General features: G+C 74.9%; 19 protein-coding genes. 6 read left to right on the plus strand and 13 right to left on the minus strand.

Annotated features, from left to right (window positions below):
- Positions 1 to 21: 21 nt before the first annotated feature.
- The 11 genes from DMB42_RS09595 to DMB42_RS09645 are packed head-to-tail and all read right to left on the minus strand — an operon-like array spanning position 22 to position 12,220.
- Positions 22 to 1,344, minus strand: coding sequence for an MFS transporter (locus DMB42_RS09595; RefSeq protein ID WP_125632842.1), 1,323 nt, complete (start codon positions 1,342 to 1,344; stop codon positions 22 to 24).
- A complete protein-coding gene (gene paaI, locus DMB42_RS09600; protein WP_221762070.1) occupies positions 1,341 to 1,739 on the minus strand; it encodes a hydroxyphenylacetyl-CoA thioesterase PaaI in 399 nt (132 codons plus the stop codon). The genes DMB42_RS09595 and paaI overlap by 4 nt, the downstream gene beginning before the upstream one ends.
- Entirely contained in the window at positions 1,736 to 2,587 is an 852-nt protein-coding gene (locus tag DMB42_RS09605) for an SDR family NAD(P)-dependent oxidoreductase (protein ID WP_125632844.1), read from the minus strand. Before DMB42_RS09605 ends, paaI begins: the two co-directional genes overlap by 4 nt.
- Positions 2,584 to 3,840, minus strand: coding sequence for an MFS transporter (locus DMB42_RS09610; RefSeq protein ID WP_185844561.1), 1,257 nt, complete (start codon positions 3,838 to 3,840; stop codon positions 2,584 to 2,586). Before DMB42_RS09610 ends, DMB42_RS09605 begins: the two co-directional genes overlap by 4 nt.
- 2 nt (positions 3,841 to 3,842) lie before the next feature.
- A complete protein-coding gene (locus DMB42_RS09615) occupies positions 3,843 to 5,072 on the minus strand; it encodes a phenylacetate--CoA ligase family protein (protein WP_125632846.1) in 1,230 nt (409 codons plus the stop codon).
- Between the two features lie 5 nt (positions 5,073 to 5,077).
- Positions 5,078 to 6,061, minus strand: coding sequence for a RimK family alpha-L-glutamate ligase (locus DMB42_RS09620; protein WP_125632848.1), 984 nt, complete (start codon positions 6,059 to 6,061; stop codon positions 5,078 to 5,080).
- The gene (locus tag DMB42_RS09625) at positions 6,058 to 7,491 is read right to left on the minus strand and encodes a KamA family radical SAM protein (RefSeq protein ID WP_221762071.1); all 1,434 of its coding nucleotides are present in this window, start codon (positions 7,489 to 7,491) and stop codon (positions 6,058 to 6,060) included. Before DMB42_RS09625 ends, DMB42_RS09620 begins: the two co-directional genes overlap by 4 nt.
- Positions 7,488 to 9,185 carry a class I adenylate-forming enzyme family protein gene (locus DMB42_RS09630; RefSeq protein ID WP_125632850.1) on the minus strand — a complete coding sequence of 566 codons (1,698 nt, stop codon included), beginning with the start codon at positions 9,183 to 9,185 and terminating at the stop codon, positions 7,488 to 7,490. Before DMB42_RS09630 ends, DMB42_RS09625 begins: the two co-directional genes overlap by 4 nt.
- The gene (locus DMB42_RS09635; protein ID WP_125632852.1) at positions 9,178 to 10,509 is read right to left on the minus strand and encodes an FAD-dependent oxidoreductase; all 1,332 of its coding nucleotides are present in this window, start codon (positions 10,507 to 10,509) and stop codon (positions 9,178 to 9,180) included. Before DMB42_RS09635 ends, DMB42_RS09630 begins: the two co-directional genes overlap by 8 nt.
- Positions 10,506 to 10,730: a phosphopantetheine-binding protein gene (locus DMB42_RS09640; RefSeq protein ID WP_125632854.1), complete on the minus strand. Its 225-nt coding sequence runs from the start codon at positions 10,728 to 10,730 to the stop codon at positions 10,506 to 10,508. The genes DMB42_RS09635 and DMB42_RS09640 overlap by 4 nt, the downstream gene beginning before the upstream one ends.
- A gap of 8 nt (positions 10,731 to 10,738) precedes the next feature.
- Positions 10,739 to 12,220, minus strand: a complete 1,482-nt coding sequence (locus tag DMB42_RS09645; RefSeq protein ID WP_125632856.1) for an amino acid adenylation domain-containing protein — start codon at positions 12,218 to 12,220, stop codon at positions 10,739 to 10,741.
- A gap of 212 nt (positions 12,221 to 12,432) precedes the next feature.
- On the opposite strand from DMB42_RS09645, the gene DMB42_RS09650 reads away from it, so the two are divergent.
- Positions 12,433 to 15,696, plus strand: a complete 3,264-nt coding sequence (locus tag DMB42_RS09650; RefSeq protein ID WP_125632858.1) for a BTAD domain-containing putative transcriptional regulator — start codon at positions 12,433 to 12,435, stop codon at positions 15,694 to 15,696.
- A 23-nt stretch (positions 15,697 to 15,719) separates the two neighbouring features.
- Here the strand turns inward: DMB42_RS09650 and DMB42_RS09655 are convergent, their stop codons facing one another.
- Together DMB42_RS09655 and DMB42_RS09660 are read right to left on the minus strand one after the other, a co-directional pair.
- A complete protein-coding gene (locus DMB42_RS09655) occupies positions 15,720 to 18,044 on the minus strand; it encodes a LuxR C-terminal-related transcriptional regulator (protein WP_125632860.1) in 2,325 nt (774 codons plus the stop codon).
- A 51-nt stretch (positions 18,045 to 18,095) separates the two neighbouring features.
- Positions 18,096 to 18,755, minus strand: coding sequence for an AMP-binding protein (locus DMB42_RS09660; protein WP_185844562.1), 660 nt, complete (start codon positions 18,753 to 18,755; stop codon positions 18,096 to 18,098).
- 165 nt (positions 18,756 to 18,920) lie between these two features.
- On the opposite strand from DMB42_RS09660, the gene DMB42_RS09665 reads away from it, so the two are divergent.
- The 5 genes from DMB42_RS09665 to DMB42_RS09690 all read left to right on the plus strand — a co-directional run bounded on the left by DMB42_RS09665 (position 18,921) and on the right by DMB42_RS09690 (position 25,665).
- Positions 18,921 to 19,946 carry a serine protease gene (locus DMB42_RS09665; protein WP_125632864.1) on the plus strand — a complete coding sequence of 342 codons (1,026 nt, stop codon included), beginning with the start codon at positions 18,921 to 18,923 and terminating at the stop codon, positions 19,944 to 19,946.
- A gap of 600 nt (positions 19,947 to 20,546) precedes the next feature.
- Positions 20,547 to 21,830 carry a hypothetical protein gene (locus DMB42_RS09675; RefSeq protein ID WP_221762072.1) on the plus strand — a complete coding sequence of 428 codons (1,284 nt, stop codon included), beginning with the start codon at positions 20,547 to 20,549 and terminating at the stop codon, positions 21,828 to 21,830.
- 4 nt (positions 21,831 to 21,834) lie between these two features.
- Entirely contained in the window at positions 21,835 to 23,427 is a 1,593-nt protein-coding gene (locus tag DMB42_RS09680; RefSeq protein ID WP_125632870.1) for a carbamoyltransferase C-terminal domain-containing protein, read from the plus strand.
- Positions 23,424 to 24,638, plus strand: coding sequence for an ATP-grasp domain-containing protein (locus tag DMB42_RS09685; RefSeq protein WP_125632872.1), 1,215 nt, complete (start codon positions 23,424 to 23,426; stop codon positions 24,636 to 24,638). The genes DMB42_RS09680 and DMB42_RS09685 overlap by 4 nt, the downstream gene beginning before the upstream one ends.
- Positions 24,625 to 25,665 carry a GNAT family N-acetyltransferase gene (locus DMB42_RS09690; protein ID WP_125632874.1) on the plus strand — a complete coding sequence of 347 codons (1,041 nt, stop codon included), beginning with the start codon at positions 24,625 to 24,627 and terminating at the stop codon, positions 25,663 to 25,665. The genes DMB42_RS09685 and DMB42_RS09690 overlap by 14 nt, the downstream gene beginning before the upstream one ends.
- Positions 25,666 to 25,674: the final 9 nt, after the last annotated feature.

A 25,674-nucleotide genomic window follows, 5' to 3' on the forward strand; every position in this document is an offset into this window, starting at 1 on the left:
GCCGGTGCTCAGAGCCGATGCTCAGATCCGGCTGTGGGCCAGGCTGGGAACCCGGGCCAGCACCCGGCGGCGGTAGAACCACCAGTTGGTGGCCAGGAAGACGGCGTAGGCGCCGATGAACACCTGGAGGGCGGGCGCGACGGACCCGGCTCCGGCCAGCGAGACGGCGAAGCCGCGCGGGATGAGGAAGCCGCCGAACGCGCCGATCGCCGAGGCGATGCCGATGGCCGCCGCGGCCTCGCGCCTGGCCCGCAGCCGCACGTCCGCCGACCCGTCGCGGGCCTGCGCGGTGAAGATCGCCGGAATCATCCGGTACGTGGACCCGTTCCCCGCCCCCGAGGCGACGAACAGCACCAGGAACGCGCCCAGGAAGAGCGGGAAGCTGTGCCGTCCGAGCGCGGCCAGCGCGGCCACGGCCCCGGCGGCCATGGCGACGAAGGACCAGGAGGTGACCCTGGCTCCGCCGTACCGGTCGGCCAGCCAGCCGCCGACCGGCCGCGCCAGCGACCCGGCCAGCGGCCCGAGGAAGGCCAGGTACGGCGAGGCGGACCCGGCGAACGCCGCCTTCGCGACCAGCGGGAACGCCGCCGAGTAGCCGATGAACGAGCCGAAGGTGCCGATGTAGAGGAAGGACATGACCCAGGTGTGCGGGCGCAGGAACGCCTTCCCCTGCGTGGCGAAGCCGGTCCTGGCCACGGCCAGGTTGTCCATGAACAGGTACGCGCACAGCGCGGCGGCCACGACCAGCGGGATCCAGACCAGCCCGGCGTACACCAGGCCGCCCGCCGCGACCAGCGGGATCAGCAGTTGCACGACCGCCACGCCCAGGTTCCCGCCGGCCGCGTTCACGCCCAGCGCGAACCCCTTGCGCCGCTCGGGGTAGAAGTAGGAGACGTTGGCCATGGAGGAGGCGAAGTTGCCGCCGCCGAGCCCGGCCGTGGCCGCGGCGGCCAGGAACATCCAGTACGGCCGGGCCGGATCGGTGACCAGCCACGCCAGCAGCCCGGTCGGCGCGAGGAGGAGCAGGGCGCTGGCCACGTTCCAGTTGCGCCCGCCGAAGGCCGAGACCGCGAAGGTGTAGGGCAGCCGCAGCGTGCTGCCGACCAGGTTCGGCACCGCGACCAGCCAGAAGAGCTGGTCGACGGTGAACGGGAAGCCCGCCTTCGGCAGCAGCACGACGACGGCGCTCCACAGCAGCCACACCGCGAAGCCGAGATGCTCCACGAAGATGGAGAAGATCAGGTTCCTGGTGGCGACGCGGCGTCCGACGGCCGCCCAGAACCCCGGGTCCTCGGGTTCCCAGTGCTCGATCCAGCGTCCGGTGCGTCGATTCTGCCCGGTCATGGGGTCTTCCCTTCGTCGGTGGGCCGGCCGGCGACCACGACGCCGTGGCCGCGGAACTCGGCGACGATCTCGCCGGCCGGGCGGCGCACGGTGACGTCGTAGACGCCGTGCCTGCCGTGCCTGGCCCGTTCGGTGGCCTCGGCCACCAGCACGTCGCCCGCCGCGGCCGGGCGCAGGAAGGTCACCTGGGCGCTGTGGGCCAGCATGACCGGGCCGCGGCTGTTGCAGGCGTGGTCGAACGCGGCGTCGGCCAGCAGGAACAGGTAGCCGCCGTGGGCGACGCCGTGCCCGTTGACCATGTCCTCGGTGACGCGCATGCGCAGCCTGGCCCGGCCGGCCGCCGCCTCCTCCAGGGCGATGCCGAGCGCCCGGCAGGCCGGGTCGGGGCCGGTCACGACGTGCCCCCGACCCACGTCCTGGCCATGGTCTGGACGGCCGAGCCGTCGGGGTCGGCGAGCTTGCGGGCCACGTACTCCGCGACCCAGGGGCTGGTCGGGACGCGGAAGGGCGGGTCGTCCGCGGTGAGCGCGGCCACGACCGCGTCGGCGACCTGCCAGGAGGACTGGCCTGCGCCCTCCCAGCCGGCGCCGCGCACCCAGTCGAGGTAGGCGTCGAAGGTCGGCGCGTACGGGCCGGAGGCGGCCCGGATCGTCCCCCGATTGATGTCCGGAAAAATCCCGAACTGGGTGTCGGGGACGAAGCCGGGCACGACCACGCTCACCCGTACCCCGTGCTCGGCGGCGACCGGGGCCAGGCTCTCCATGAACCCCTCGACCGCCGCCTTCGCCGCCGCGTACGCCTCGTTGAACGGCTGGCCCACCACGCCGTGCACGCTGCCGACCGTCACCAGGCGGCCCCGGGCGGCGCGCAGCAGCGGCATCACGACCCGGCTCACCGCGACGACCCCGAAGAAGTTGACCTCGAAGTTGGCGCGCAGCGCCGCCAGCGTGGACATCTCCATCGTGGGGTCGAAGTTGGCCACGCCGGCGTTGTTGACCAGCGCGTCCAGCCCTCCGTACGTCTCCCGCACGCCCTCCACCCACGCCTGCGCCGAGGCGGGGTCGGTGACGTCGAGGCGGCGGACGTCCAGGGTGACGCCGGCCCGCGCCGCCGCCGCGCGCAGGTCGCCGTCCCGGCCGGGGTCGCGCATGGTGGCCACCACCGTGAGCCCGGCCCGCGCCGCGGCCACCGCGGTGGCCAGCCCGATCCCCGACGAGGTCCCCGTGATCAGCACCGTCGTCATGACGCGCTCCCCGCCAGGTGCGCCCGCGGCTCGGCCCGGTCCATCCGGGCCTGGATCCCCGCCGCGGGCAGGAACGAGAACGCGGCCAGCAGCGTGCCGCCGGCCATGACCGCCTGCGCCGCGCCGAGCACGCCCAGCGCGGGCGTCAGCAGGGTGACCGCCGACCCGCCCGCGAGCGCGGCCAGCGGGATCACCCCCCAGGTCGCGGTGCGGAACGCCGCGTGCATCACGCCCTGGTTCTCCGCCGTCATCCGCGACTGCCTGATCGGCGCGCTGCACACGTTGATGCACGACATGAAGAAGCCGTAGCAGCCGAACGTCACGCCGATCACCGGCGCTGCGGGCAGCGCGGGCGCGGCCAGCACGCCGAGGCCGACCAGACAGTGCAGCAGGAGCGCCCAGGCCATGGTCCGGCCGAGGCCGAGCCGGTCACTGATCTTCGGTGCGGCCAGCGCGCCGAGCACCGCGCCGACGGACGCCGCCGACATGGCCGCGCCGAACACGCCCACCGACACGCCGAGCCCCTGATAGGCCAGCACCGGCAGGACCGTGACGAAGACCGGCCCGCCCGAGTTGAGCACCACCGCGGCCAGCACCACCCGGCGCAGCACCGGGTCGGCCCAGTTCAGCCGGAAGCCCAGCATCAGCCGCGAACGCACCGGCACGCGTTCCCCGGTCGTGACGCCCCAGGGCTTCATGGCCCGCAGGCACGCCGCCGAGGCCAGGTAGCTGGCCGCGTCCACGAGCATCGCGGCCACGCCGAGCAGGTGGTACAGGCCCGCCGCGATCGACGGCCCGGCCACCTCCGACACCGTGCTGCTGCCCTCCAGCCGCGAGTACGCCCGTACCAGCCGGTCCTGCGGCACGGTCGTGGGCACGGCGACGAGGTAGCCGATGTTGAAGAAGATCGTCGCGCCGCTGATCAGCGCCACGCACACGAACAGCAGCGGCGTCGAGAGCACCCCGCACCAGTACGCGATCGGCATGGCCGCCACCGCCACCAGCCGTACGAGGTCGCAGACGACCATGGTCAGCCGCTTGTCCCACCGGTCCACGAGCACCCCGGCGACCGGCCCCAGCAGCGGGATGCCCAGGTACTGGGCCATGGCCACGATGCCGACCTCCAGCGCCGAGGCGTGCAGCACGAAGATCATCAGCGTGGGGACGACGAACACGGTGATCCGGTCGCCGAGCAGGCTCACCGTCTGGCCGCTCCAGTAGAGGTTGAACTCCCTGCCGAGCGACCCCGGCACCCTCACTGCTCCTCCCGTACGACGAAGGAGGCGGTCTTGCCGGTGCGGTCGTTGCTGATCAGCGTGTCCACCGCCCGTACGCGGAAGGAGCCCGGGTCGTGCTGGAAGGCGGTGCTGATCGTGAAGGTGGCGGCCATGAGGTCGTGGCGCAGCCGTTCGGGCAGGCCGGGCGGGGCGTCGGGGCCGGTCAGCAGCAGTACGTCCACACCGGAGACCCGGCCGTGCCGCTCGGTGACCAGGACCTGCGCCCGCAGCACGCCGGGCTCGCGCTCGGCCTGGGCGACGATGTCGTCCACGTGCAGGCCGAGGCCGCGTACCTGGACGACCGAGTCGCGGCGGCCGAGGATGCGCAGCGCCCTGCCGTCCCGGCCGCACGGGCAGGCGACGAACCGGCCGGCGTCGCCGGTGCGGTAGCGCAGCACCGGGTTGAGCATGTCGGGGTTGAGCGTGGTGAAGTCCAGCAGCTCGTCGGCGTCGCTGTGGACGAGCTGGTCGGGCAGCGGGTGGAAGACGTCGGCCGGGCAGTCCGGGGTGTTGGTGCCGGCCACCCAGGTCTCGGTGCTGCCGAACATGCCCCAGCGGCGGGCGTCCGGCGCGACCTCGGCCAGGTCCTCGTCGAGCTGCGGATGCCACGCCTCGCCCAGCCACAACACCTTGCGCAGCGCGGGCAGGCGCAGCCCGGCCGCCCGCGCGTGGGCGAACCACAACCGCAGCACGCTGGGCGTGCCGCCGAACGCGGTCACCTTCCGGTCGGCGAAGAAGCCGAGCCAGTCGCCGTACTCCTCCTTGCCGACCGAGCCGAGGGCGATGACCCGGCAGCCGGACAGGTCGGCGAACGCGGCGGCCAGGAAGTGGGCGCCCCACATGCGGCCGGCGCCCCAGGCGTTGACGAAGACGTCGTCCGGCTCCAGGGGCCGCCACTGGCGGTGCACGCCCTCCATGTAGAAGCCGGTGGGGGCGTAGCCGACCTTGGGTGCGCCGGTGCTGCCGCCGCTCTGGAAGAGCCAGGTCGCGCCGTTCCCGGCCTTGGGCTCCAGGTGCGCGAGGGCGACGTTGAGGTCGTCCTTGACCAGCGGGGGCAGCGCGGCCAGGTCCTCCAGCGTGAGCACCTTCTCGTGGCCGTCGTAGCGCGGCGCGAGCGCGGGCACGCTCCGCAGCCGCTCCAGCGAGCGCCGGGGGACGCGCAGGTGCGGCTCGGCCGCCTCCGGCGTCAGCGAGAACGATTCGGTCATGGGGGTCACCAGCTCTCGGACTCGTTCAGGAAACGGGCGTGGCCGTCGCGGTAGGCCGTCCAGCGGGCGCGGGTGACGTCGCGCTGGAGGGTACGGGCGGGATCGCCCAGATCGGGGGCGATCACGCCGTCCGGCTCCAGCTCGGAGAACCAGTAGCGCTCGCCGTCGTACAGGAAGTCGACGCAGAAGAACGGGATGGGCAGCCGCTCGTAGAAGTACGCCGTGGCCGCCGCCAGCTCGGGCGGGACCGGCGGGAACTCCATCGTGCCGCCCCTGCTGGCGTTGGCGACCGGCGAGCCCGGCTCGGGGATGCGCTTCATCACGGCGTACGGCACGCCGTCCACGACGTAGACGCGGTAGTCAACGGTCCCGTCGCCCAGGTAGGGCTGGACGACGAGCGTGGTGTCGCCGCCCTGGGCGAGGCTGGCCAGGCCGCGCAGCTCCTCGGAGTCGCGGGCCAGGTTCACCCCGCCGCCGCCGCACCAGCCGGCCGGCTTGACCAGGGCGGGGTAGGTGAGGTTGCCGAGGGCGGCCTCGTACAGGTGCTTGCCGATGTCCGGGCCGGTGCCGAGACGCAGGGTCGGGATCGGCGGGACGGGCGAGTCGCGCAGGCACAGGATCGTGGCCAGCTTGTCGTTGGCCACCGGCGACAGGGACGGCGGGAACGGCAGGTAGAAGCCGGCCTGCTCCAGCACGGCGTAGAGGGCGTACTGGTTGAACACGTCCATGGACTGGTACGGCAGCGAGTACAGGGCGGTGATGAAGAGCGTGTCCTCGGGGGTGACCGGCTCGCCGTCCACGAACACGCGGGGCTTGCCGGGCTCCAGCGCGTCCACGGTCACCGAGTCCGGGGAGTTCCTGGTCCAGCGCAGGCCCAGCTCGGCGGCGACGTCCTCGTACAGGTCCCAGAAGAACGGGTGCCACATCGCGGTGGCCCGGGTGGACTCCCGGTCGGGGAAGATCCAGCACATGCGGCGCAACGAGGTCATGACTCTCCTTCCGTGCTCGCCCACCAGCGGCGGCCCGGTTCGGGCAGGGTGTCGATCGGGTCGTAGAAGGGGAAGCGGCGGGCCGGGCCGGGCGGCTCCAGACCGATCCCGTGGCTCCTGGTCCAGTACGAGACGCCGCGTTCCCGGTCGTAGGCGGCGGCCTGGTGCACCCAGCGTTTGCCGACGTAGGGCACGTCGCACACGATCCGGGGCGTGGCGTAGCCGGGCAGGTGGCCCATGATGGCCTCCTGGAGGTGCTGCGCCTGGTGGAGCGGGGTGCGCCAGTGCTCGGCGTTCGGGATCAGGTCGCAGACGTAGAAGTAGTAGGGCAGGATGCCGGCCTCGCCGTGCAGGGCGAAGCACAGGTCGAGCAGGTCGTGCGGGGTGGCGTTCACGCCGCGCATGAGCACGCCCTGGTTGCGCACGTCCCGCACCCCGGCCTCCAGCAGCGCCCTGGCCGCCTCGGCGACCAGCGGCGTGACCGAGCGCACGTGGTTGGCGTGGGTGTGCACGGCCAGGTTCACCCCGCGGGCGCGGGCGACGGCGGCCACCCGGCCCACGCCCTCGACCACGGCCGGCTGCAACCAGTGTTGCGGCAGGCCGACCAGCGCCTTGGTGGCCAGGCGGATGTCACGTACGGACTCCAGCTCCAGAAGCCGCAGCAGGAACGCCTCCAGCCGCGGCCAGGGCATGTTGGCCAGGTCGCCGCCGGAGACCACCACGTCGCGCACGACGGGTGTGCGCTTGAGGTAGTCCAGCATCAGCTCCTGCCGGTCCACCGGCCTGAGCGTGAGCCTGGCCTTGTCGACCTGCGGCGTCGAGGTGCCGACCAGGTCCATGCGGGTGCAGTGGCCGCAGTACTGCGGGCACGTGGCCAGCAGCTCGGCCAGCACCTTGGTCGGGTAGCGGTGGGTCAGCCCCTCCACCACCCACATCTCGGCCTCGTGCAGGGAGTCCCGCTGGGCACGCGGATGGCTGGGCCAGACCGGGTGCCGGTCGGAGGCGACCGGCAGCAGGTAGCGGCGGACCGGGTTCGCCAGGAACGCCGCCGTGAACGCGGCGGGCCCGGCCGCCTCGTCGGGCGCCATGACGTTGAGGAGCTGGGGCGTGACCAGCGTGGACATGGTGGCGAAGCGGACGTGGTCGGTGGCCAGGTCGGCGTGGAAGGAGTCCTGGAGCAGGTCGCCGGTCACGGCGCGGAGCTGCGCCGCGTTCCGTACGCAGTGGGCGCGCTGCCACTGGGCGTCGCGCCACTGCGCGTCGGTGACGCCGCGCCAGCCCGGCAGCCGCCGCCAGTCCGGCTCGGCCAGCGCCCGGCGGGCGTAGACATAGGCCCGCGCGGCATCGGACCGGGCTTCGGGACCGGCCGCGCCGGGCCCTGCGGTGGGACGGCCGCCGGGACGGGCGGCGTCGTCGTCGTTCGGGTTCATCCGGCGAACAGCGCCGCGTGCCGGGTGCGGAGCTCGCGCTTGAGCACCTTGCCTGTGGGACCGAGCGGGTAGTCCTGCTCGGTACGCGCCAGGATCACCGCGGCCAGCGTGGCCAGCCCGGCGTCGGCCAGCGCCTTGTTGGCCTTGTCCCTGACCTCCTCGGCGCCGACGCCGGCGGCCTCGGCCTGCGGCCGGACGACGGCGACGGGCACCTGCCCCTCGTCGGCCGGCACGCCGACGACCGAGCAGTCCTGGACGAGGTCGGCGCAGTCGGCGATGAGCACCTCCTCGACGGGCAGGCTGTAGACCGGCCCGGCCAGGGTGTCGATCACGTCCACGGTGCGGTCGAGGTGGTAGAAGTTGCCCTCGGCGTCCCGGCGGGCGACGTCCCCGGTGAGCCAGTAGCCGTTGAGCTCGAAGCTGCCGGTCAGCCTCGGGTCGTTCCAGTAGCCGGGGGTGCGCGACGGGGTGATCACGCCCAGCAGGCCGACCGTGCCGTCGGGCAGCTCGTGCCCGTTCTCGTCGAGCACCGCGGCCTTGACGACCGCGTCCTGGGCCTTGCCGACGCAGCGGTCGGAACGCGGCGTCTCCGGGGAGGTGACCTGGCCGAACAGCGCCATGCCCATCTCCGAGGAGCCGAGCCCGTCCACGAACTGGGAGCCGGGCAGCGGCGCGCCGGCCGCCTCGCCGCGCGGCAGCAGCCACGACCTGATCAGCCCGGCGGGCCGCTCGCCGAGCTGGACCAGGCGCCGGATGTGCCCGAAGTGGGCGCTGTCCCCGGTGTTGAACCAGGAGTGCACCTTGGCCGCGCCCTTGACCGGCAGCTCGCCGGTGGCCAGCTCCACGAACGTACGCGGGAACGAGGCCACCATCGTCGGCTGGAAGACCTCCATGACCGGCTCGACGGCGGCGCGCCGCCAGTCGGACATGATCACGGTCGGCAGCCCGAGCAGGACCGCGGTGAGGAAGTAGCTGAGCCCGCCCGCGTGCGTGTGCGGCATGAGCGACATCAGCCGGTCGTACGGCTCGGCCGGGAAACGTACCATCCGGGGCTGTTTGCCGTCCCAGAAGCTGCGGTGCCCGAGGATGGTCGACTTGGGCGTGCCGGTGGTGCCTGAGGAGTGGATGAGCGCCACGACGTCGTCCGGCTCGTGCCGGTACGGGTACTCGTCCGGCAGGGAGCCCGACGCGGCGTCGTGCGCCCGTACCTCGGCGGCCAGGGCGATGAACCTGGGCCGGGCGCGCGGCGCGTTGCGGTAGGCGAGCTGCAGCCGGGTCGTGTCGTCGGCGACCACGCCGACCACGCCGACGTGCTCCAGGTAGCCGGCCATGACGTCGGTCCGCATGGCGTCGTTGACCATCGCGGGGATGGCGCCGAGCGCGGTGAGCGCCAGGAAGTGCAGCAGCGGCTCCAGGCCCTCGGCGACGACGACGCCCACGCCGTCGTCCGGCCGTACGCCGTTGGCGTGGTACCAGGTGGCGTACCTGTCGCGCAGCGCCGCGAGGTCGGTCAGGCTGTGGCCGCGTAAGACGACCTGGCCGCGGTGGTCGTTGTGGTGGCTGTAGACGAACGGCACGGCCCGGTTCGGGTTGGCCGCGAGCGCGTGGTCGAGGAAGTTGCCCGCGCCGAGGCCGGGCTCGGTCATGAAGCCCTGCCGCACGGACAGGGGGGCGATGGGGGTCTGGTCAGTCATGGATGTCCCTCCGTGTCGCTTGGATCTCGGCGGCCACCCGGTGTCCTGAGCGGATGGCGCCTTCCATCAGGCCGAAGAACTCGGTGCTCGTCTCGGTGCCGGCCCAGTGCACCCGCTGGTGGGGGGTGGTCAGCCGCGGGCCGAGCCGGAGCCAGTCGCCCGGCCCGAACAGCGCCGCGTAACAACCCCGGCTGTAGTCCTCGCCGAGCCAGTCGGTCACGTGGACGGCGGTGGGCGCGGGCAGGCCGGGAAACAGCCGGGCGGCCTGGGCCCGCGCCCGTTCCTCCTGCTCGTGCCGGGGCAGCGCGGCGAACGCCCTGGCCTGCGCGCCGGTCACGAACCCGGTCAGCACGCCGGCGGCGCCGTTCGCGGGCGAGTCGTCCACGGTGGACGGCAGGGGGCCGTCCGCGCTGACCGACCATCCCGACAGGCCCTGCTCGCGCCAGAGCGGCGAGGGGTGGACCAGGTGCACCTTGATCGCGCAGCCGGGCGCCGTACGCGGGCCCGACCTCGGCGCGGGCAGCCCCGGCCGGAAGTCGATGGTGTCGGCGAGCCGCGGCGGCACGGCGACGACCACCGCGTCCGCCCTGGTCGTCGTCCCGGTCGCGGTCACCACCTCGGCGCCGGTCGCGTCCTGGTGGATCGCGCGTACCGGCTCGCCGAGGCGCACCCGGTCGCCGAGCCGGGCGGCCAGGCGCAGGCACACCTGGTGCGCGCCGCCGTCGACCCGGTCCTCCTGCGCGCCGCCCTGGAAGGCGTTCAGGTAGCGCAGCCCGCCGCCCGAGCGCAGGTAGAAGGCCAGGTGCAGGACGGACACGTCCGCCGGGTCGGCGGCCATCATCTCGCCGGCGAACAGCGGGAAGAACAACCGGGCGTCCGGGTGCCTGAGGTGTTCCGCGGCCCAGTCCGCGGCGGTCATGGCGTCCAGGCGGGCGGCGCCGGGTGACAACCAGGGGGCGTCGGGGCGTACGGCGGCGGTCAGCTCCTCCAGCGCGTCGAACAGGCCGCCCAGGGCGACCGCCGACAGCGGCGGGAAGCTCCCGGTCCCGGCCTCGCCGCCGAGCGCGAACCTGGCCGCGCCGCCCACGGTGGCCGGGGTGGTCTTCAGGTCCAGCTCGGCCAGCAGGGCCGTCAGCGCGGTGTGCCGCTCCCCCAGGTACGCCGCGCCCGCGTCCACCCAGCCGCCGGGTACGACCTCCAGGCCGTGCGTACGGCCGCCGGCCCGGTCCCGCGCCTCGATCACGGTGACCTCGGCGCCGCCCGCGACCAGGTCGGCGGCGGCGGTGAGCCCCGCCAGGCCCGCTCCCACGACGACGACGTTCATGCCAGGCTCGCGATCTTCTTCGCCAGCGCGGCCGGAGTGGGCGCGTCGAGGAAGTCGTCGAAGTCCAGCTCGGCGCCGCAGTCGCGGGCGACCGCGCTGAGGACGCGGGTGGCGAGCAGCGAATCTCCACCCAAGACGAAAAAGTCGGAATCATCCGTTATTTCGGGGTTTTCCAGCACGCGCCGGAAGATGTCGGAAACGGCGGTGACTTCCACGTACATGATCTCCTTCAGTTGGTGGTGTAGCGGCGGTGCGAACCGGCCCGGTCGACCTTTCCGCTGGTGGTGTAGGCGAGCTCGGGCACGACGGTGATCCGGCCGGGCACGAGATGGCCCGGCACCCGGTCCCGCAGGTACTCCCGGACCTCGGCGGCCAGCCCCTCCCCGTGCTCGGGCCGGGGCACGACGTACGCGGCGAGCGTGGTGCGGTCGGCGACCGTGACTCCGGCCACCGCCACCGCGCCCACCCCCGGATGGCCGGCGATGTGCGCCTCGACCTCGGCCGGGTCCACCCGGATGCCCCGGATCTTGAGCTCGTGGTCGAGCCGTCCCTCGTGGACGAGCGCCCCGCCCTCGCGCACACCGACCCGGTCGCCGGTGCGGAAGTACCGCCCGGCCCCCGGCTCGGGGGTGACGAAACGCGCGGCGGTCTCCTCCGGCAGCCCCCGGTAGCCCAGCGCCAGGGACGGCCCGCCGACCAGCAGCTCGCCCTCCCCGGTGACGCGCTGCACGACGTGCGGGAGCGGCCGGCCGATCGGCGCCCCCGTCTCCCCCTCGGCCAGCGGGCCGTGCAGGTCGATCGCGTGCGTGATGAGCGTGGTCTCGGTGCAGCCGTAGGTGTTGAGCAGGCGGATCCCGGCGGTGTCGAGCGCCCGCCAGTCCGCCAGGCGCGGCGGGCTCACCGCCTCGCCGCCGATGATCACCAGCCGGACGCACGGGGGCGGCGCGGCCCGTTCGTCGGCCAGGTGGCGTACGAGCTCGTGCCAGAACGCCGTGGGCAGGTCCAGCACGGTGACGCGCTCGTCGGCGACCGCGCGCAACATCCGGCGGAACGAGCCCGAACGCGCGCCGTCGTGGAAGACCAGCGCCGCCCCGGCGGTCAGGGCGGGCAGGATCTCCTCCAGGCAGGTGTCCCAGTTCAGCGAGGCGAACTGGAGCACCCGGTCGGCGGGCGTGATCCCGAACAGCTCGCGCAGCGCCCCGGTCACGGCGGAGATCGCCCGCCGAGGCGTCACCACGGGCTTGGGCGCGCCGGTCGAGCCGGAGGTGAACAGGATGTACGCCGGCGCGTCCCCCGCGACGGCCGCGGGCTCCCACGCCGGGCCGTCACCGGGGACACCCCGATCGGGCGGCTCGATCACCCGCACGCCCTCCGGCGCCCACCGGTCCGGCCCGGACGCGATCAGCGTGCGGCAGCCGGCCGCCGCGAGCACCGCCCGCCGCCGGGCCCGCGGGTGCGCCGGGTCGACGGGCACGTACGCGCCGCCCGCCGCCAGTGTGCCCAGCAGCGCGGCCACGGTCTCCGGCGTGCGGGAGGCCAGTACGCCCACCGCCCCCGGATCGGGCCCGAGCCGGCGGGCCGTCGCGCGCACCAGGGCGGCCAGCTCGGCGACGGTGAGGGTGCGGCCGTCGTGGACCAGGGCCGTACGGTCCGGATGGCGTTCGGCCGTCCGGGCGAACTCCTGGAGAACGTCGTGGTGCGGTTCGGACAACGCTGCCTCTTCCCCGGGTGACGCCGCGACGCCGGCTCCGAACCCGCGCGTCTGTCAGCCCGTGTCAAGCGAATGTGGAGCGAACCAAGCGAGATCGCGTTCAGAGTGCAGGAGGGTGCTGCACGGGGGCTTGATGGCGTCAGGATTTCGGCTGTACTGCCTGTCATGTCTGCCGTACGGCGGCCTGCGACGTGGCAAAGGGGAAGAGCGACATGTCCGACAAAACAGAACGAGCGGGTCTGGTGGACGTACTGAGGATCGGGATCCTGGGGGCGGTGCGGGCGTGGCGGGGGCGTCAGGAGATCCCGCTCGGGCCACCCAGGCAGCGGGCGGCGCTGGCCCTGCTGGCGCTGGACGCGGGCCGGCTCGTGTCGGTGAACCGGCTGATCGAGGGCCTGTGGGGCGAACGCCCACCGGCCGGGGCGCCCAACCTGCTCCAGGGGTACGTCTCCCGGCTGCGCCCGGCCCTGGCCGCGGCCGGCGTCACGATCGCCTACCGCCCGCGCGGCTACCAGCTCGGCCTCGACCCCGGGCAGGTGGACGTGCACGAGTTTCGGGCGACGGTCGCGCGGGCGCGGGCCGGGGAGACGGCCGAGCGGCAGGCCGCCGGGCTGCGCCGCGCCCTGGCCCTGTGGCGGGGCGAGCCGCTGACCGGCGTCTCCGGCGGCGAGCTGCTGGACCGGCTCCGGGACGCGCTCGGCGAGGAACGCCTGAGCGCCGTCGAGGAGTGCCTGGACGCCGAGACCCGGGCGGGCCGCGACGCCGTGCTCGTGCCCGAGCTGATCGCGCTGGTCGCCGAGCACCCCTTCCGCGAAGGGCTGGTCGGGCTGCTCATGCTGGCGCTGTGCCGGGCCGGCCGCCGCGCGGACGCGCTTGAGCGGTACGAGCGCACCCGCCGCCGCCTCACCGAGGAGCTGGGCCTGGACCCCGGACCCGAGCTGCGGCAACTGCACCAGCGCATCCTGCGCGGGAACGTTCCCCCGATCAGGACACCCGATTCCCGGGAAACGGTGACCCCCGCGCAGTTGCCGCCCGGCCCCGGCCACTTCACCGGCCGGGCCGCCGAGCTGCGGCTGCTCGACCCGCTCGTGACCGGCGGCGACCCGGCCGCCCGCGGGGCGGCGATCTCGGTGGTGACCGGCGCGGGCGGCGCCGGCAAGACGGCCCTGGCCCTGCACTGGGCCCACCGCAACCGCCACCGTTTCCCGGACGGCCAGCTCTACGTTGACCTGCGCGGGCACTCGGCGGAGCGCCCGCTGCGGCCGATCGAGGCGCTCGGGCAGTTCCTGCGCGGGCTCGGCCTGCCCGCCGAGCGCGTGCCCGGCACGGTGGAGGAGGCCAGCGCGGCCTACCGCAGCCTGCTCGCCGACCGGCGGATGCTGGTGGTGCTGGACAACGCCGGCAGCGAGGAGCAGGTACGCCCGCTGCTGCCCGGCGGCCGGCTCTGCGCCACCCTGATCACCAGCAGGGACCGCCTGGACGGCCTGGTCGCCAGGGACGGCGCGGTCCCCGTACCGCTCGGCATGTTGTCCGCCGGAGAAGCGGTCACGCTGTTCGGCGGGCTGCTCGGCGGCGAACGGCTGGCCGCCGAGCGGGACGCGGCGCTGGAGCTGGCCAGGGCGTGCGGCCGGCTGCCGCTGGCGCTGCGCATCGCCGCCGCCGGCATCCTCGGCCGGCCCGGCGGCGACGCCGGCGGCGACATCTCCGGTCAGGTACGCCGGCTGACCGGCACCCGATTATCGGCCCTGGCCGTCACCGGAGATCCGCACGCGGCCGTGCGCGGCGCGTTCGACCTGTCCTATCACCGCCTGGATCCGGCGGCGCGGCGGCTGTTCCGGCTGCTCGCGCTCGTCCCCGGGCCCACGTTCACCGCCGGGGCGGCCGCCGCGCTGGCCGGGGCCGTACCGGCCGAGGCCGAGCGCCTGCTGTCCGGGCTCGCCGCCGCGCACCTGGTCGAGGAGCCGGAGCCGGGCCGCTACACCTTCCACGACCTCATGCGGGAGTACGCCCGCGAACGCGTGCTGGCCGAGGAGGCCGGACCGGGACGGGCAAGCGCCCTCGACGCGCTGCTGGCCTGGTACCTGCGGATGGTCCGGCAGGCCGGCGACGTCGCCTACCCGCACCTGCTGCGCGCCCCCGCCGACGGCCCGGCCCGCCCGCCCGCCTTCGCCGCCCCCGCCGACGCCCTGGCCTGGCTGGACGCCGAACGCGCCAACCTCGTCGCCGCCGTACGGACCGCCACGGACCACCCGTACGGCTGGCGGCTCATCGACGCGATGAACGGCTACCTCGACCTGACCGGCGGCCAGCCCGGCTGGACGGACGTGCTGCGGGACGCGCGCCGGGCCGCCCGCGCGGCCGGCGACCATCTCGGGCAGGCGGCCGTCGGGCACTGCCTGGCCTCCACGCGCTGGCGGGCGGCCGAGCTGACCGAGGCGGTCACCGAGCTGCGGGGGGCGTTCACGGCCGCCGAGCTGGCGGGCTGGCCGGAGGGCAAGCTCGCCGCGCTGGCCGCGCTCGGCGTGGTCCACCTCCAGCAGGGCAGGCTCGGCGCGGCCCGGCGGCTGCTGACCCTGGCCGTGGACGGCTCGCGGCGCGGCTCCTCGGTGGTGGCCGCCCCGCTCGTGGACCTCGGCCTGGCGCTCACCCAGATGGGCCGGCTCGGCGTCGCCGAGGAACGCCTGCGGGAGGCGCTGTCGCTCTGCCGTGACCGCGGGCTGCCGGCGACCGAGGCCGCCGCCCTGGCCAGCCTCGGGGCCGTGTTCCGGCTGACCGGGCGGCTGGGCGAGGCCGTACGGTGCCTGACGGCGGCACGCGGGCTCGGCGCCGCGATCGGCGAGCGTTACCAGGCGGACCTGTGCCGGGAGCTGGCCGACGTGCATCTGGACGCGGGCCGACGGGCCGACGCGCTCGGCTGCGCCGAGGAGGCGCTACGGCGGGCGCTGGCGGTCGGCGATCCCAAACTGGAGCTCGACGCCCTGCTCGGCCTCGGCCGGATCCGCTGCCAGAGCGATCCGCGGGCGGCCATCGGGCACCTGAGCGCCGCGCTGGAGCGGGCCCGCGGCATCGGCGCCACTGTGGGCCAGGCCGACGCGCTCGTGGGGCTGGCGGTGGCACGTACCCGCCTGGACGAGCACGCGCCCGCCATGCGCGACACGCTGGCGGGGCTGGCGCTGGCCAGGAAGGCGGGCGCGGTGCTGGTGCAGGGCGCGGCGCTGGCCGCGGGCGCGGAGGCTGCCCTGGCGGCCGGCGACGCGGGCGCGGCCATCGCCTACGCCGCCCGCGCGGCCCGCGTCCACGCCGGCAGCGGCTACAAGCTGGGCGAGGCGCGGGCCCTGCTGACCCTGGGACGCGCCCACCGGCACACCGGCGACGAACCGGCCGCCGAACGTTTCCAGGAACGGGCCGGCGACCTGTTCACGGCGGTGCTCGACCCCCCACCGGCCCGGCCGGCGAAGATGGCGGCGGGCCTGTGACCGAACCCCTCGAAGGCCCGCGATCAGCGCAGGACGCCGTGCTCGGCGGCCCAGGCGGCGACCTGCGTGCGCGAGCCGAAGTTCAGCTTGAGCAGGATGTTGGCGACGTGCCGGGCGGCGGTGGCCGGGCTGATGAACAGCTCCTCGCCGATCGCCCGGTTGGACAGGCCCCGGCTGATCAGCACGACGATCTCCCGCTCGCGCGGCGTGAGCACCGACGCCGGGCCCGCGGGCGGCCTGGACGTGCCCCGGGCCGGCCGCTCGCCCTCCAGGCCGTACCGCAGGGCCTCCTCCTCCGTCATGCCGCCGCCCATCGTCCACCAGAGCTGGACCCGGCCCTCGCCGGCCTCGGCACGGGCGCGGGCGAGCAGCGGCTCGGGGGTGGCGGACGTCCAGACGGGCAGCCCGAGCCGGTCCTCCATGGCCTTGGCCGCGGCCCAGAGGCGTACGGCGGGTTCGAGGTCGTCCTGCCCCTCGGCCAGCACGGCCAGCGCGACCAGGGCGGAGATGATCGGCAGGTGCTGCCCCATGGACCGGCTCAGCGTCACGCACCGGGCCAGCCGCGCCCTGGCCGGCTCCGCCTCGCCCTGGCGGGCCAGGACCGTGCCGAGCAGCGCGAGACCGGTCGCGAGGACGGGCTTGGCCCCCATCTCCTCGGCCAGGGCGGCGCACTCCTCCAGGTGGCGGCGGGCGCTGTCGAGGTCGCCGAGGAAGTCGGCGAAGCGGCCCAGCTCCAGGCGGGCCCTGGTGACGCCCCACAGGTGGCCGAACCGGGTGTAGACCGCGACGGCCTCCTCGCCGCGCTCGTCGGCCAGGGCGAGGTCGCCCTTGGTGCCCTCGTACATGCCGGCGATCACGAGGGTGAAGGCCAGCATGAAGTCGTCGTCGATGCCGCGGCGCAGTTCGAGGGCGCGGGCGGCCGAGTCGCCGCAGGCGGCGGCGTCCTGCTGCTCGTAGGCCAGGTTGGCGTGGTGGAGCAGCGCCTCGGCGGTCAGGTCGTCGAGGGTACGGGCGGCGGGGAGCGCGAGCAGGCTCTCGTACCAGCGGCGGCCCTCGGTCAGCTCGCCGAACCCGACCCACAGCGGCATGTAGCCGCACGCGAGCCGCAGGCCCGGCTCGGCCAGGCCGGACTCGACGGCCCAGGACAGCGCCTCGCGGGTGTTGCCGAGGAGGTCCTGGAGCGCGAGCAGCCGGGCGTAGCGGTCGGGCCAGGTCAGGCCGGGCGTGGCCCACACGTCGCGGCCGTGCCGGTGGGCGAGGTCGGCCAGGCCGTGGAGCAGCCGGTCGCGCAGAGCGCGGGTCTCGCCCGCCGACTCCAGCTTCCCGGCGGCGAACTGGCGGGCCGACTCCAGCAGCCGGTAGCACGAGCTGCCCTGGTCGAACAGCACGAGCGACTTGTCGACCAGGCCGCTCAGCACGTCGAGGACCTGGGCGGCGGCCAGGCTCGGCCCCGCGCAGACGGCCTCGGCCAGATCGAGGGTGAACGGCCCGCTGAACACCGCGAGCCGGCGGAAGAGCACCTGCTCCCGCGGCGCGAGCAGGTCGTGGCTCCATTCGAAGGTGGCCAGCAGGGTACGCTGCCGGGCCGGCGCCGTACGGCCGCTCGCCGTCAGCAGCCGGAACCGGTCGTCGACCCGGGCGGAGATCTGGCCGGGCGACATGGCGACCGTCCTGGCCGCGGCCAGCTCCAGCGCCAGCGGCAGGCCGTCGAGCGCGTGGCAGAGCCGGACGATGTCGCGGGCGTTGGCCGCGGTGACCGCGAGCCCCGACCCGGCCGCCCGCGCCCGGTCGAGGAAGAGCTGCACGGACTCGACCCGTTCGACCTCCTCGGCCGCCTCCGCCGGGCCGGGCAGCGCCAGCGGTGGCACCCGCCACACCAGCTCGCCGGGGATCTTCAGCGGCTCCCTGCTGGTCACCAGCAGCCGGAGGTCCGGGCACGAGGTCAGCAGCCGTTCGGCCAGCTCGGCGCACGCCTCGACCAGGTGCTCGCAGTTGTCCAGCACGAGCAGCAGCTTCTTGCCGCGCAGGAAGTCGACCAGCGTGTCGAGCAGCGGCCGCACGCCCTCCTCGTGCACGCCCAGCACCTTGGTGACCTCGTGGACCAGCAGGTCGGCGCGGGTCAGCCTGGACAACTCGGCCAGCCGCACCCCGCCGGGGAAGGACGGCGCCAGCCGGGCGGCGATCTGCAGCGCGCATCGGGTCTTGCCCGTGCCCCCGACCCCGCTGAGCGTCAGCAGCCTGACCTCGCCGACCAGCCCGCACAACTCCTCAAGGTCCCGCTCCCGCCCGATGAACCTGTCGGGCTCGGCGGGCAGGTTGTGTCTGAGCAACGTCACCATGATCCTCATGTGTCTGGATCCCCGAGTTCGCACCCAGTGTGACACCGCCCTCACGATGTGTCAGAGGTTTGCCTCAAGCGCGCGGTCGTGCGCGCGGACGGGAACGACCCGCAGCCGTTCGTCGATCAGCAGGGTGACGCCGTGCCCGGCGATGATCCGGCGGCACTCGGCGGGGTCCGGCTCGTGGGCCGCGACCAGCCGCGCCCCGGCGCCGAGCACCATGTCGTACGCGCGCAGGTCGGCCCCGGCGACCAGCGCGACGTCGTCGGCCGCCACCAGGCGGGCGGTGCTGAGCCGGGCGGTGGGCGCGACCGGCCCGTCGGCGCCGAACAGGCTGTCGAAGCCGGCCGTGCCGGGGACGCCGGTGAAGGAGTAGACCTGCCGGATGTTGGACTCCTGGGCGATCGCGTCGGCGTCGTCCCGGTCGGTGATCATGATGCGCGCGCCGGCGGCGGCCGGTCCGCCGGGGATGGACACGACCACGCCGCCCGCGGCCAGGACGGCGTACCCGGCGACGGGGAGGTGGCAGCCGCCACGCAGCAGCACGACCACGGGGTCGCCCGGACGCAGGCCCCGCCGCCGCAGGCCCTGGGCGGCCAGGGGGGCGCGGACGGCCAGCGTGCCGTAGGTGAGCGTCGCGCCGCCCGCGGCCTCGGTGACCGCCACGCGCGGGCCAAGCGCGGCCGCCCGCAACAGGACCGCCTCCGTCCAACCAGTCATGGCCCCCACGCTAGGAAGAGGGCGGGTGGGGAGGCATGCTCCAGAGTGTGTAACCGGGTGTGTAGTCCGGCCGCCCATACCCGATTGCGCATGGCTTGAGCCCGCGAGGCGGCGGCGTGCGTACCTCCTGACGGCACATCCCGGTTCCGGTTTCGGAGGTACGTCATGCACCGCAGAGTCGTCCTGCTCTCCGTCGTCGCGCTCGCCGTGGCGGGCGCGCCGGTCCCCGCACAGGCCGGGACCACGGCGGACCGCGGGCCCGTGGGCTGGTCGGGGGCCGGCTCGTCGGCCGAGCGCAGGACCGTCATGGACTACTGGACGCCGGAGCGCATGCGCGCGGCCAGGCCGCTGTCGGCGCCCGAACCGCGCCGCGGCACGTCCGGCGAGCCCACGCAGGGCACCCCCTGGGCGGCCCGCGGCGTCGCGGCCACCCGCCGGATCACGACCTCCTCGTGGACCGGGAGCGCGGCGGCGACCACCCGGCAGGCCGCACCGGCCCAGGACAGCAAGGGCCAGACGTGGGCCGACGGCGGCGGCGTCGCGCGTACGGTCGGCCGCGTCTTCTTCACCACCGCCCAGGGACGTACGGCCTCCTGCTCGGGCACCGCCGTGACCAGCGCGAACCAGAGCGTCGTGCTGACCGCGGGACACTGCGTCAAGGCGGACGGCGCCGCCCACCGCAACTGGGTGTTCGTCCCGGGCTTCGACGACGGCCGCCGCCCGTTCGGCACGTGGGTGGCCACGCGGCTGCTGACCACCCAGCAGTGGAACGCCCGCGAGGACATCAACTTCGACGTCGCCGCCGCCGTGGTCGCGCCGTTGCAGGGCCGTACGCTGACCGACGTCGTCGGCGGGCAGGGCGTGGCCTTCAACCAGCCCGTCGGACGGCAGCTGTTCTCCTTCGGCTACCCGGCCGCCGCGCCGTTCGACGGGTCCGACCTGACGTTCTGCAGCGGACGCGGGTTCAAGGACCCGGTCAGGACGCAGGACCAGGGGCTGCGCTGCGCGATGACCGGCGGGTCGAGCGGCGGGCCGTGGTTCCAGGGCTTCGACACCTCCACCGGCCTCGGCTGGCTGAACTCCGTCAACAGCTTCAAGTACGACTTCGCCCCCGACTTCATGTTCGGCCCCTTCTTCGGGAACGAGGCCATGGCCGTCTACCAGGCCGCGCAGCGCTCCGGGGCCGCCTGAGGACCGTCCGCCCGGAAGAAGTCTCCTCGTACGCGTAATGCGCGCCGGGGTTCTCCTCGATTACCAGTCAGCGGAATCGGGCCGTACGGGGACGGCACGGGGAGGACCCGGGGTGGGTGGCGCTCCGGGCGGTTCGGTCACCGGGCACGCCGGCGGTCCAGCGGGACCCATGGCGCCGGTCGGCCCGTTCGACCCTGAGGACGGCTGTGGAGACTGACCTCGTCATCGCCCGCGACGGGTCCGGGCCGGGCCGCGCGACGGCGGACGCCGTCCCTTCCGTTCCGTCCGGCCGGTATTCGGAGGGCGGGGCGGACGCTCTGATCCGGCGCACGCACGCCATCGCGCCGACAGGCGACTACCGGGGGACCGCGGTGACCAACCATGCCCATGACGCCGGCCCACACCTCCACCTGTCCTCCGCCCACCTGCCCCTTGCCCACCTGACCCGGCCCCCCTTGACCTGGGCCCCTTTGACTCGGCCCCCTTTGACCTGGGCCCCTTTGGCCTGGGCCCCGTTCGCGCCGGTCCTGGGCCGGTGCCGGTGACCACCCGTCCGGCCCCCGCGCGCAGCCGCGGCCGGGCGTCGTGTCCGGGCCTCTCGTGAGCTCGCTGGGGGCGGCCGTGCCCCGGCCGGCGGCGATGGTACGGCTGCTCGCGGGACGCGGCGCCTTCAGGGCCGGCACGCAGGTGGCCGCGGCGGCGCCGGCGACCGTCTGGGACGGGCCCGCGTTCGGCCACTACGCCGCCGCCCTCGGCCTGTGCGCGTGGCTGCTCCTGGTCGCGGACGCCCCCGAGAAGGCGGCGCTGAAAACGCTGGCCCGGGTCAGCCGGATCGGCCCGGCGGTGGCCAGACTGACGCTGGTCATGGCGGCCGCGCCGGTGCTGGTGCTGCTGGCGGTGCTCGTCCCCGTTGCGGTGACCGCGCCGCTGTCGGCGGCGACCCTCTACCTCGCGGCCGGCGCCTGGTCGGCCTGCACCGGCCTGCTGATGGCGGTCTCCGGCCTGCACCGCGTACGCGGCCGGCCGTCTCTGGACGCGACGGCCTTCGGGGCGAGCGGCGGCGTGGTGCTCGCCGTCACCGCCGCCACCCTGTGGATCGGCTGGCCGCCCCAGGCGCACCTGCTGCTCGTCCTGGCCGGGACGGTCGCGGTCACCTGCGCCGCCCTCGCGGCACTCCCCCGCGACTGGCTGCGCCCCCCGCCGTCCCCCGCCGCCGTCGGAGGCGCGGGCGGAGGCGGCGTCGGAGGCGCGGGCGGGCGGCGGCGGTTGTTGCGGCCCATGGTGCGGGCCACCTGGCTGCTGGGGGTCGCCGATCTGTGCGACACGCTCTGCTTCGCCAGCGTGTACCTGGTGCTGGCCGTCTCGGGGCGGACGGATCAGAGCGGTGTGCTCTACCTCGCGCTGCTTCCGGCCGTCGCGGTCTGCCAGCTCGCGATCTACCTGCTGCGGGTCGCGCAGCCCGCGACCTCGCGCCGCCTGCGCGGCCCCGGCGGGCGGGCCGGCCGGGCCCGTGCCGTACGGCTGCTGCGCCGGGCCGAACGGGCGGGGGCCGCCGTCGCCGTCGTCCTCGCCTGCGCCGCCCCGCTCGCCCGGCCCCGGGCAGACGGCGGGGTGCCGGTGGCGGTGCTCGGGGCGCTCGTGGGCGTCGTGCTGGTGTTGTTCCTCACCGTCATGTACGCGGCCTACCTGGTCGAGAACACCAACAACGACGTGCTCGCCGTGACCTCGGCGGGCGCGTTCGCCGGACTGGTGGCCACCGTTCTGCTGGGCGTCGCCGTCGTGCCGTGGCTGGGCGCGGCCGGCGGTGTGGCGGCGCTCGCCCTGGCCGTCCCCGTCAAGGCCCATGTGATGCGCCGGATGCTGATCTCGCGAAATTCGGAGTGACGACATGTACGTACTGGGCATCTCCCGGGTGCACGACTCTGCGGCGGCGCTGGTGCGCGACGGCGAGATCGTGGCGTTGGCCGAGGAGGAGCGTTTCACCCGGGTCAGGCACGACTGCCGCCTCCCCCGCCGGGCGGTCGCGTACTGCCTGGAGCAGGCCGGGATCGGCATGGACGAGGTGGACCACGTGGCCTTCGCCGGCCCGCTGGGCGACACGCCCTCCTGCGAGGCCGGGTACGAGGTGCATCTCGTGGACCTGCACCGCGCGTACGCGGCGGGCGCCTTCTACCCCGGCCCGTTCGACTCCGCCGCCGTGCTGACGATGGACGGGACCGGCACCTGCCTGGCCGCCGCCGACGGGAGCCGGATCACGGACCTGGCCCGGATCGGCCCCCCGCACTCCCTCGGCACCCTGTACGGCGCGGTCACCGCCTACCTCGGCTTCCGCCCCGGCCTGGACGAGGACAAGGTGATGGGCCTGGCCGCGTACGGGAGCGACACGTACGCGCAGCCCTTCGCCGACCTGCTGCGCCTGACCCCGGACGGCGGCTACGAGCTGGACCTGAGCTGGTTCGCGCGGGACGACGGCGGCGGGCACACGGTGTCGGCCAGGTTCCTGGACGTGTTCGGCCCACCGAGACCACCGAGACCGCCGACCCGCGCGACCCGCGCGACCCCCGACGACCCCGTCCCCCAGCACTACATGGACATCGCCTACGCCCTCCAGGGCACGCTGGAGCGGGCCGGGCTGCACCTGGCCCGCCGGCTGCACGACAGCACCGGGGCGACCCGGCTCGCGGTCGCCGGCGACGTGGCGCTGAACCCCATGCTGAACGGCCGCATCCTGGCGGAGTCGGGCTTCGAGGAGCTGTCCGCCCAGCCGGCCGCCGCCTCGCTCGGCGCGGCGCTGGAGGTGAGCGTCGGCCGGTTCGGACGTCCGCGCCCGGCGGGCGGCAACGTCTTCGCCGGGCCCGGCTTCCCCGAGGAACGTATGGAGAAGGCGCTGCGCGACGCGGGCCTGGACTACCGGCGTACCGGCGACGTCGCGGGGCAGGCCGCCGCGCGCATCGCCGACGGGCTGATCGTGGGCTGGTTCCAGGGGCGGATGGAGTGCGGGCCGCGGGCCCTCGGCAACCGGTCGCTGCTGGCCGACCCGCGCGACCCAGCGTCCAGGACGCGGATGAACGAGCGGGTCAAGCACCGGGAGGCGTTCCGGCCGTGCGCGCCGTCGTGCCTGGCCGAGCGGGCCGGCGACTACTTCACCGGCGATCATCCCTCGCCGGTCATGCTGCTCGGGTTCGACGTGCTGGACCACCGCCGCGGTGAGGTGCCCGCGATCACCCACGTGGACGGCAGCGCCCGCGTGCAGACGGTGAGCCGTGCCGCCAACCCGCTCTACCACGGGCTGATCAGCCGCTTCGAGGAGCTGACCGGCGTGCCGCTGCTGGCCAACGCCGCGTTCTGCGACGACGACGAGCCGATCGTGTGCACCCCCGAGGAGGCCGTCGCCTGCTACCTCAGGACGGACGCCGACGCGCTGGCGCTCGGCCCGTTCTGGACCGAGAAGCCGCACGGCGAGCCGTGGGAGGCACGATGAGCGGGACGAGGTCCCTGGTGGTGCTCGGGGCCGCGGACGGCTCGCTGTCCACCTACCGGGCGGCGGCCGCGATGGGCCTGCGGACGATCGCGGTCGACCGCTCGCCGGACGCCCCCGGCGTCGCGCTCGCCGACGAGTACCTCCAGGTCAGCACGCACGACCCGGCGGCGGTCACGGCCGCGCTCGCCGGGCGTTCCGACCTGGCGGGCGTGGTCGCGCCCTCCAGCGACGTCGCGGTGCCCGCGCTGCGGGCGGTGGCGGAGGCGTACGGGCTGCCGGCGCGGTTGTCGGAGACGGCGGCGCGGGCGTCGGTGGACAAATGGGTGCTGCGCGGCATCCTCGACGAGCTGGGCGTTTCGTCCTATCCCTGGATCATCGGCGACGACCCGGCCGACCTGGTGGCACGGGCGCGCGGGATGCGCTTCCCCGTGGTCGTCAAGCCCGCCGACGCGCAGAGCGGGCGCGGGGTGAGCAGGTGCGCCGCCCCCGGTGACGTGCCCGCCGCCGTCGAGGAGGCCCGGCGCAGCTCGTACGGCGGGCTGGTGATGGTCGAGGAGGAGATCCGCGGGACCCTGTGCAACTGCGAGTGCGTCGTGGACGAGGGGCGCGTGGTGTTCGTGGCGACGAGCCTCCAGGAGGTGAGCCCGCCGCCGCTGGTGCTGACCATGAGCCGCCGGATGCCGGCCGGGCTGCCCGCCGGCGTCCTGGACACCACCCGCTCGATCATGGACAAGGTCTGCAGCCGCCTGGACTACCGGCGCGGCCCGCTGAACCTCGACCTGATCGTCACCCCCGACGGCCGGCCGTACGTCATCGAGCTGGGGCTGCGCACGGGCGGCAACGGCACCGACGACATGGTCAGGCTCTGCCACGGCGTCGATCCGGTACGGGCCGCCGTACAGGCCGCGGTCGGCCTGCCGATCGAGCTGCGGCCGCACCGGCCCAGGCCGGTCCTGTGGCGGGTGCTGACCGCCGGGCACGAGGGCGAGCTGGTCTCGGTGACCGGCGCGGCGGCGGCCAGGGCGCTGCCGCAGGTGGCCGAGCTGGTCCTGCTGGCCCGCCCGGGGCAGCGGGTGCGTCCCTACCGCGACGTCTCCGACCGGCTCGGCTGGTACGTCGTGCACGCGGACACCCCGGAGGAGCTGGACGCGGCGGCCGCCGCCGTGACCCGCGTGCTGCGCTTCGAGGTGCGGGGCGATGTACAGCGTTGACGTGCTCGGCTCGATCGGCGAGGTGGGGGCCCGCGAGTGGGACGCGCTCGCCGACGGCGTGCCGTTCGTCCGGCATCGCTGGCTGGGCCTGGCCGAGCGGGTCCTGGCCGAGCACCGGCCCCGCTACCTGCTGGTCCGCAAGGACGGCGGGCTCGTGGCGGCCGCGGTGTGCGCGCTGGAGCACCGGCTGCACAACCCGGTGCTGGAGTCGCGGTTCGGGCGGCTGACCAGGCGGTGGCCGTTCCTCCAGGTGCAGGCGCCGATGACGGCGACGTCCGGGCTGCTGGGCGGCGAGGGGCCGCAGCGGCGGGTGCTGCTGCGCGCGATCCGATCCCTGGTCAGGAGCGAGCGGCTGCTGTTCTGCGTCGTCGACCACCTGCCGTACGCCGCCGGGCAGCCGGGCTACTGCCGGCTGGGCTGGCTGCCGGAGACGCTGCTGGACCTGACGTGGCCGTCGTTCGAGGCGTACCTGGACCACCTGCCGCGCAAACGGCGGGCCGAGTTGCGGCGTACGCAGCGGCGGGCCGAGCGGGAGGGCATCGAGGTCCGGCCGCTGGCGGGCGGGGCCGGCGCGGACCTGGACCGGATGGTGGCCGCGGTGGACCGCCGCCACGGCCCGCACGTCTTCTACCGGCCGGGACTGTTCCCCGAGGCGGCCGGCGCCCTGGGCGCGGACCTGACCGTGCTGGCCGCCCACCGGAACGGCACGCCGGCCGGCTGCGTCGCCCTGCTCCGCGACGGCGACGAGCTGGTCGCCCGGTGGATCGGGCGCGACTACGCCGCCACCGAGGGCACCGCCGTCTACCACGCGCTGCTCACGGCGTGCGTACGGGCCGCCGTCGGCTCGGGCGCGCGTACGTTGCGGCTCGGCGGCGCGGCCTACGAGACGAAGAAGCAGTTCGGGGTGCGGCTGGAGCCGCGCAGCCGGTTGTTCGCCGCCCGCAGCGGGTTCGTCACCCGGCTCGTGGGCGGCCTCGGCCACCACCTCGACCCGCCGCAGCTCCCGCCCACGCCGGCCGCCACGTGACCGAGAAAG

The organism is Nonomuraea sp. WAC 01424 (assembly GCF_003947315.1).
In the GTDB taxonomy this organism is placed as follows: domain Bacteria; phylum Actinomycetota; class Actinomycetes; order Streptosporangiales; family Streptosporangiaceae; genus Nonomuraea; species Nonomuraea spiralis.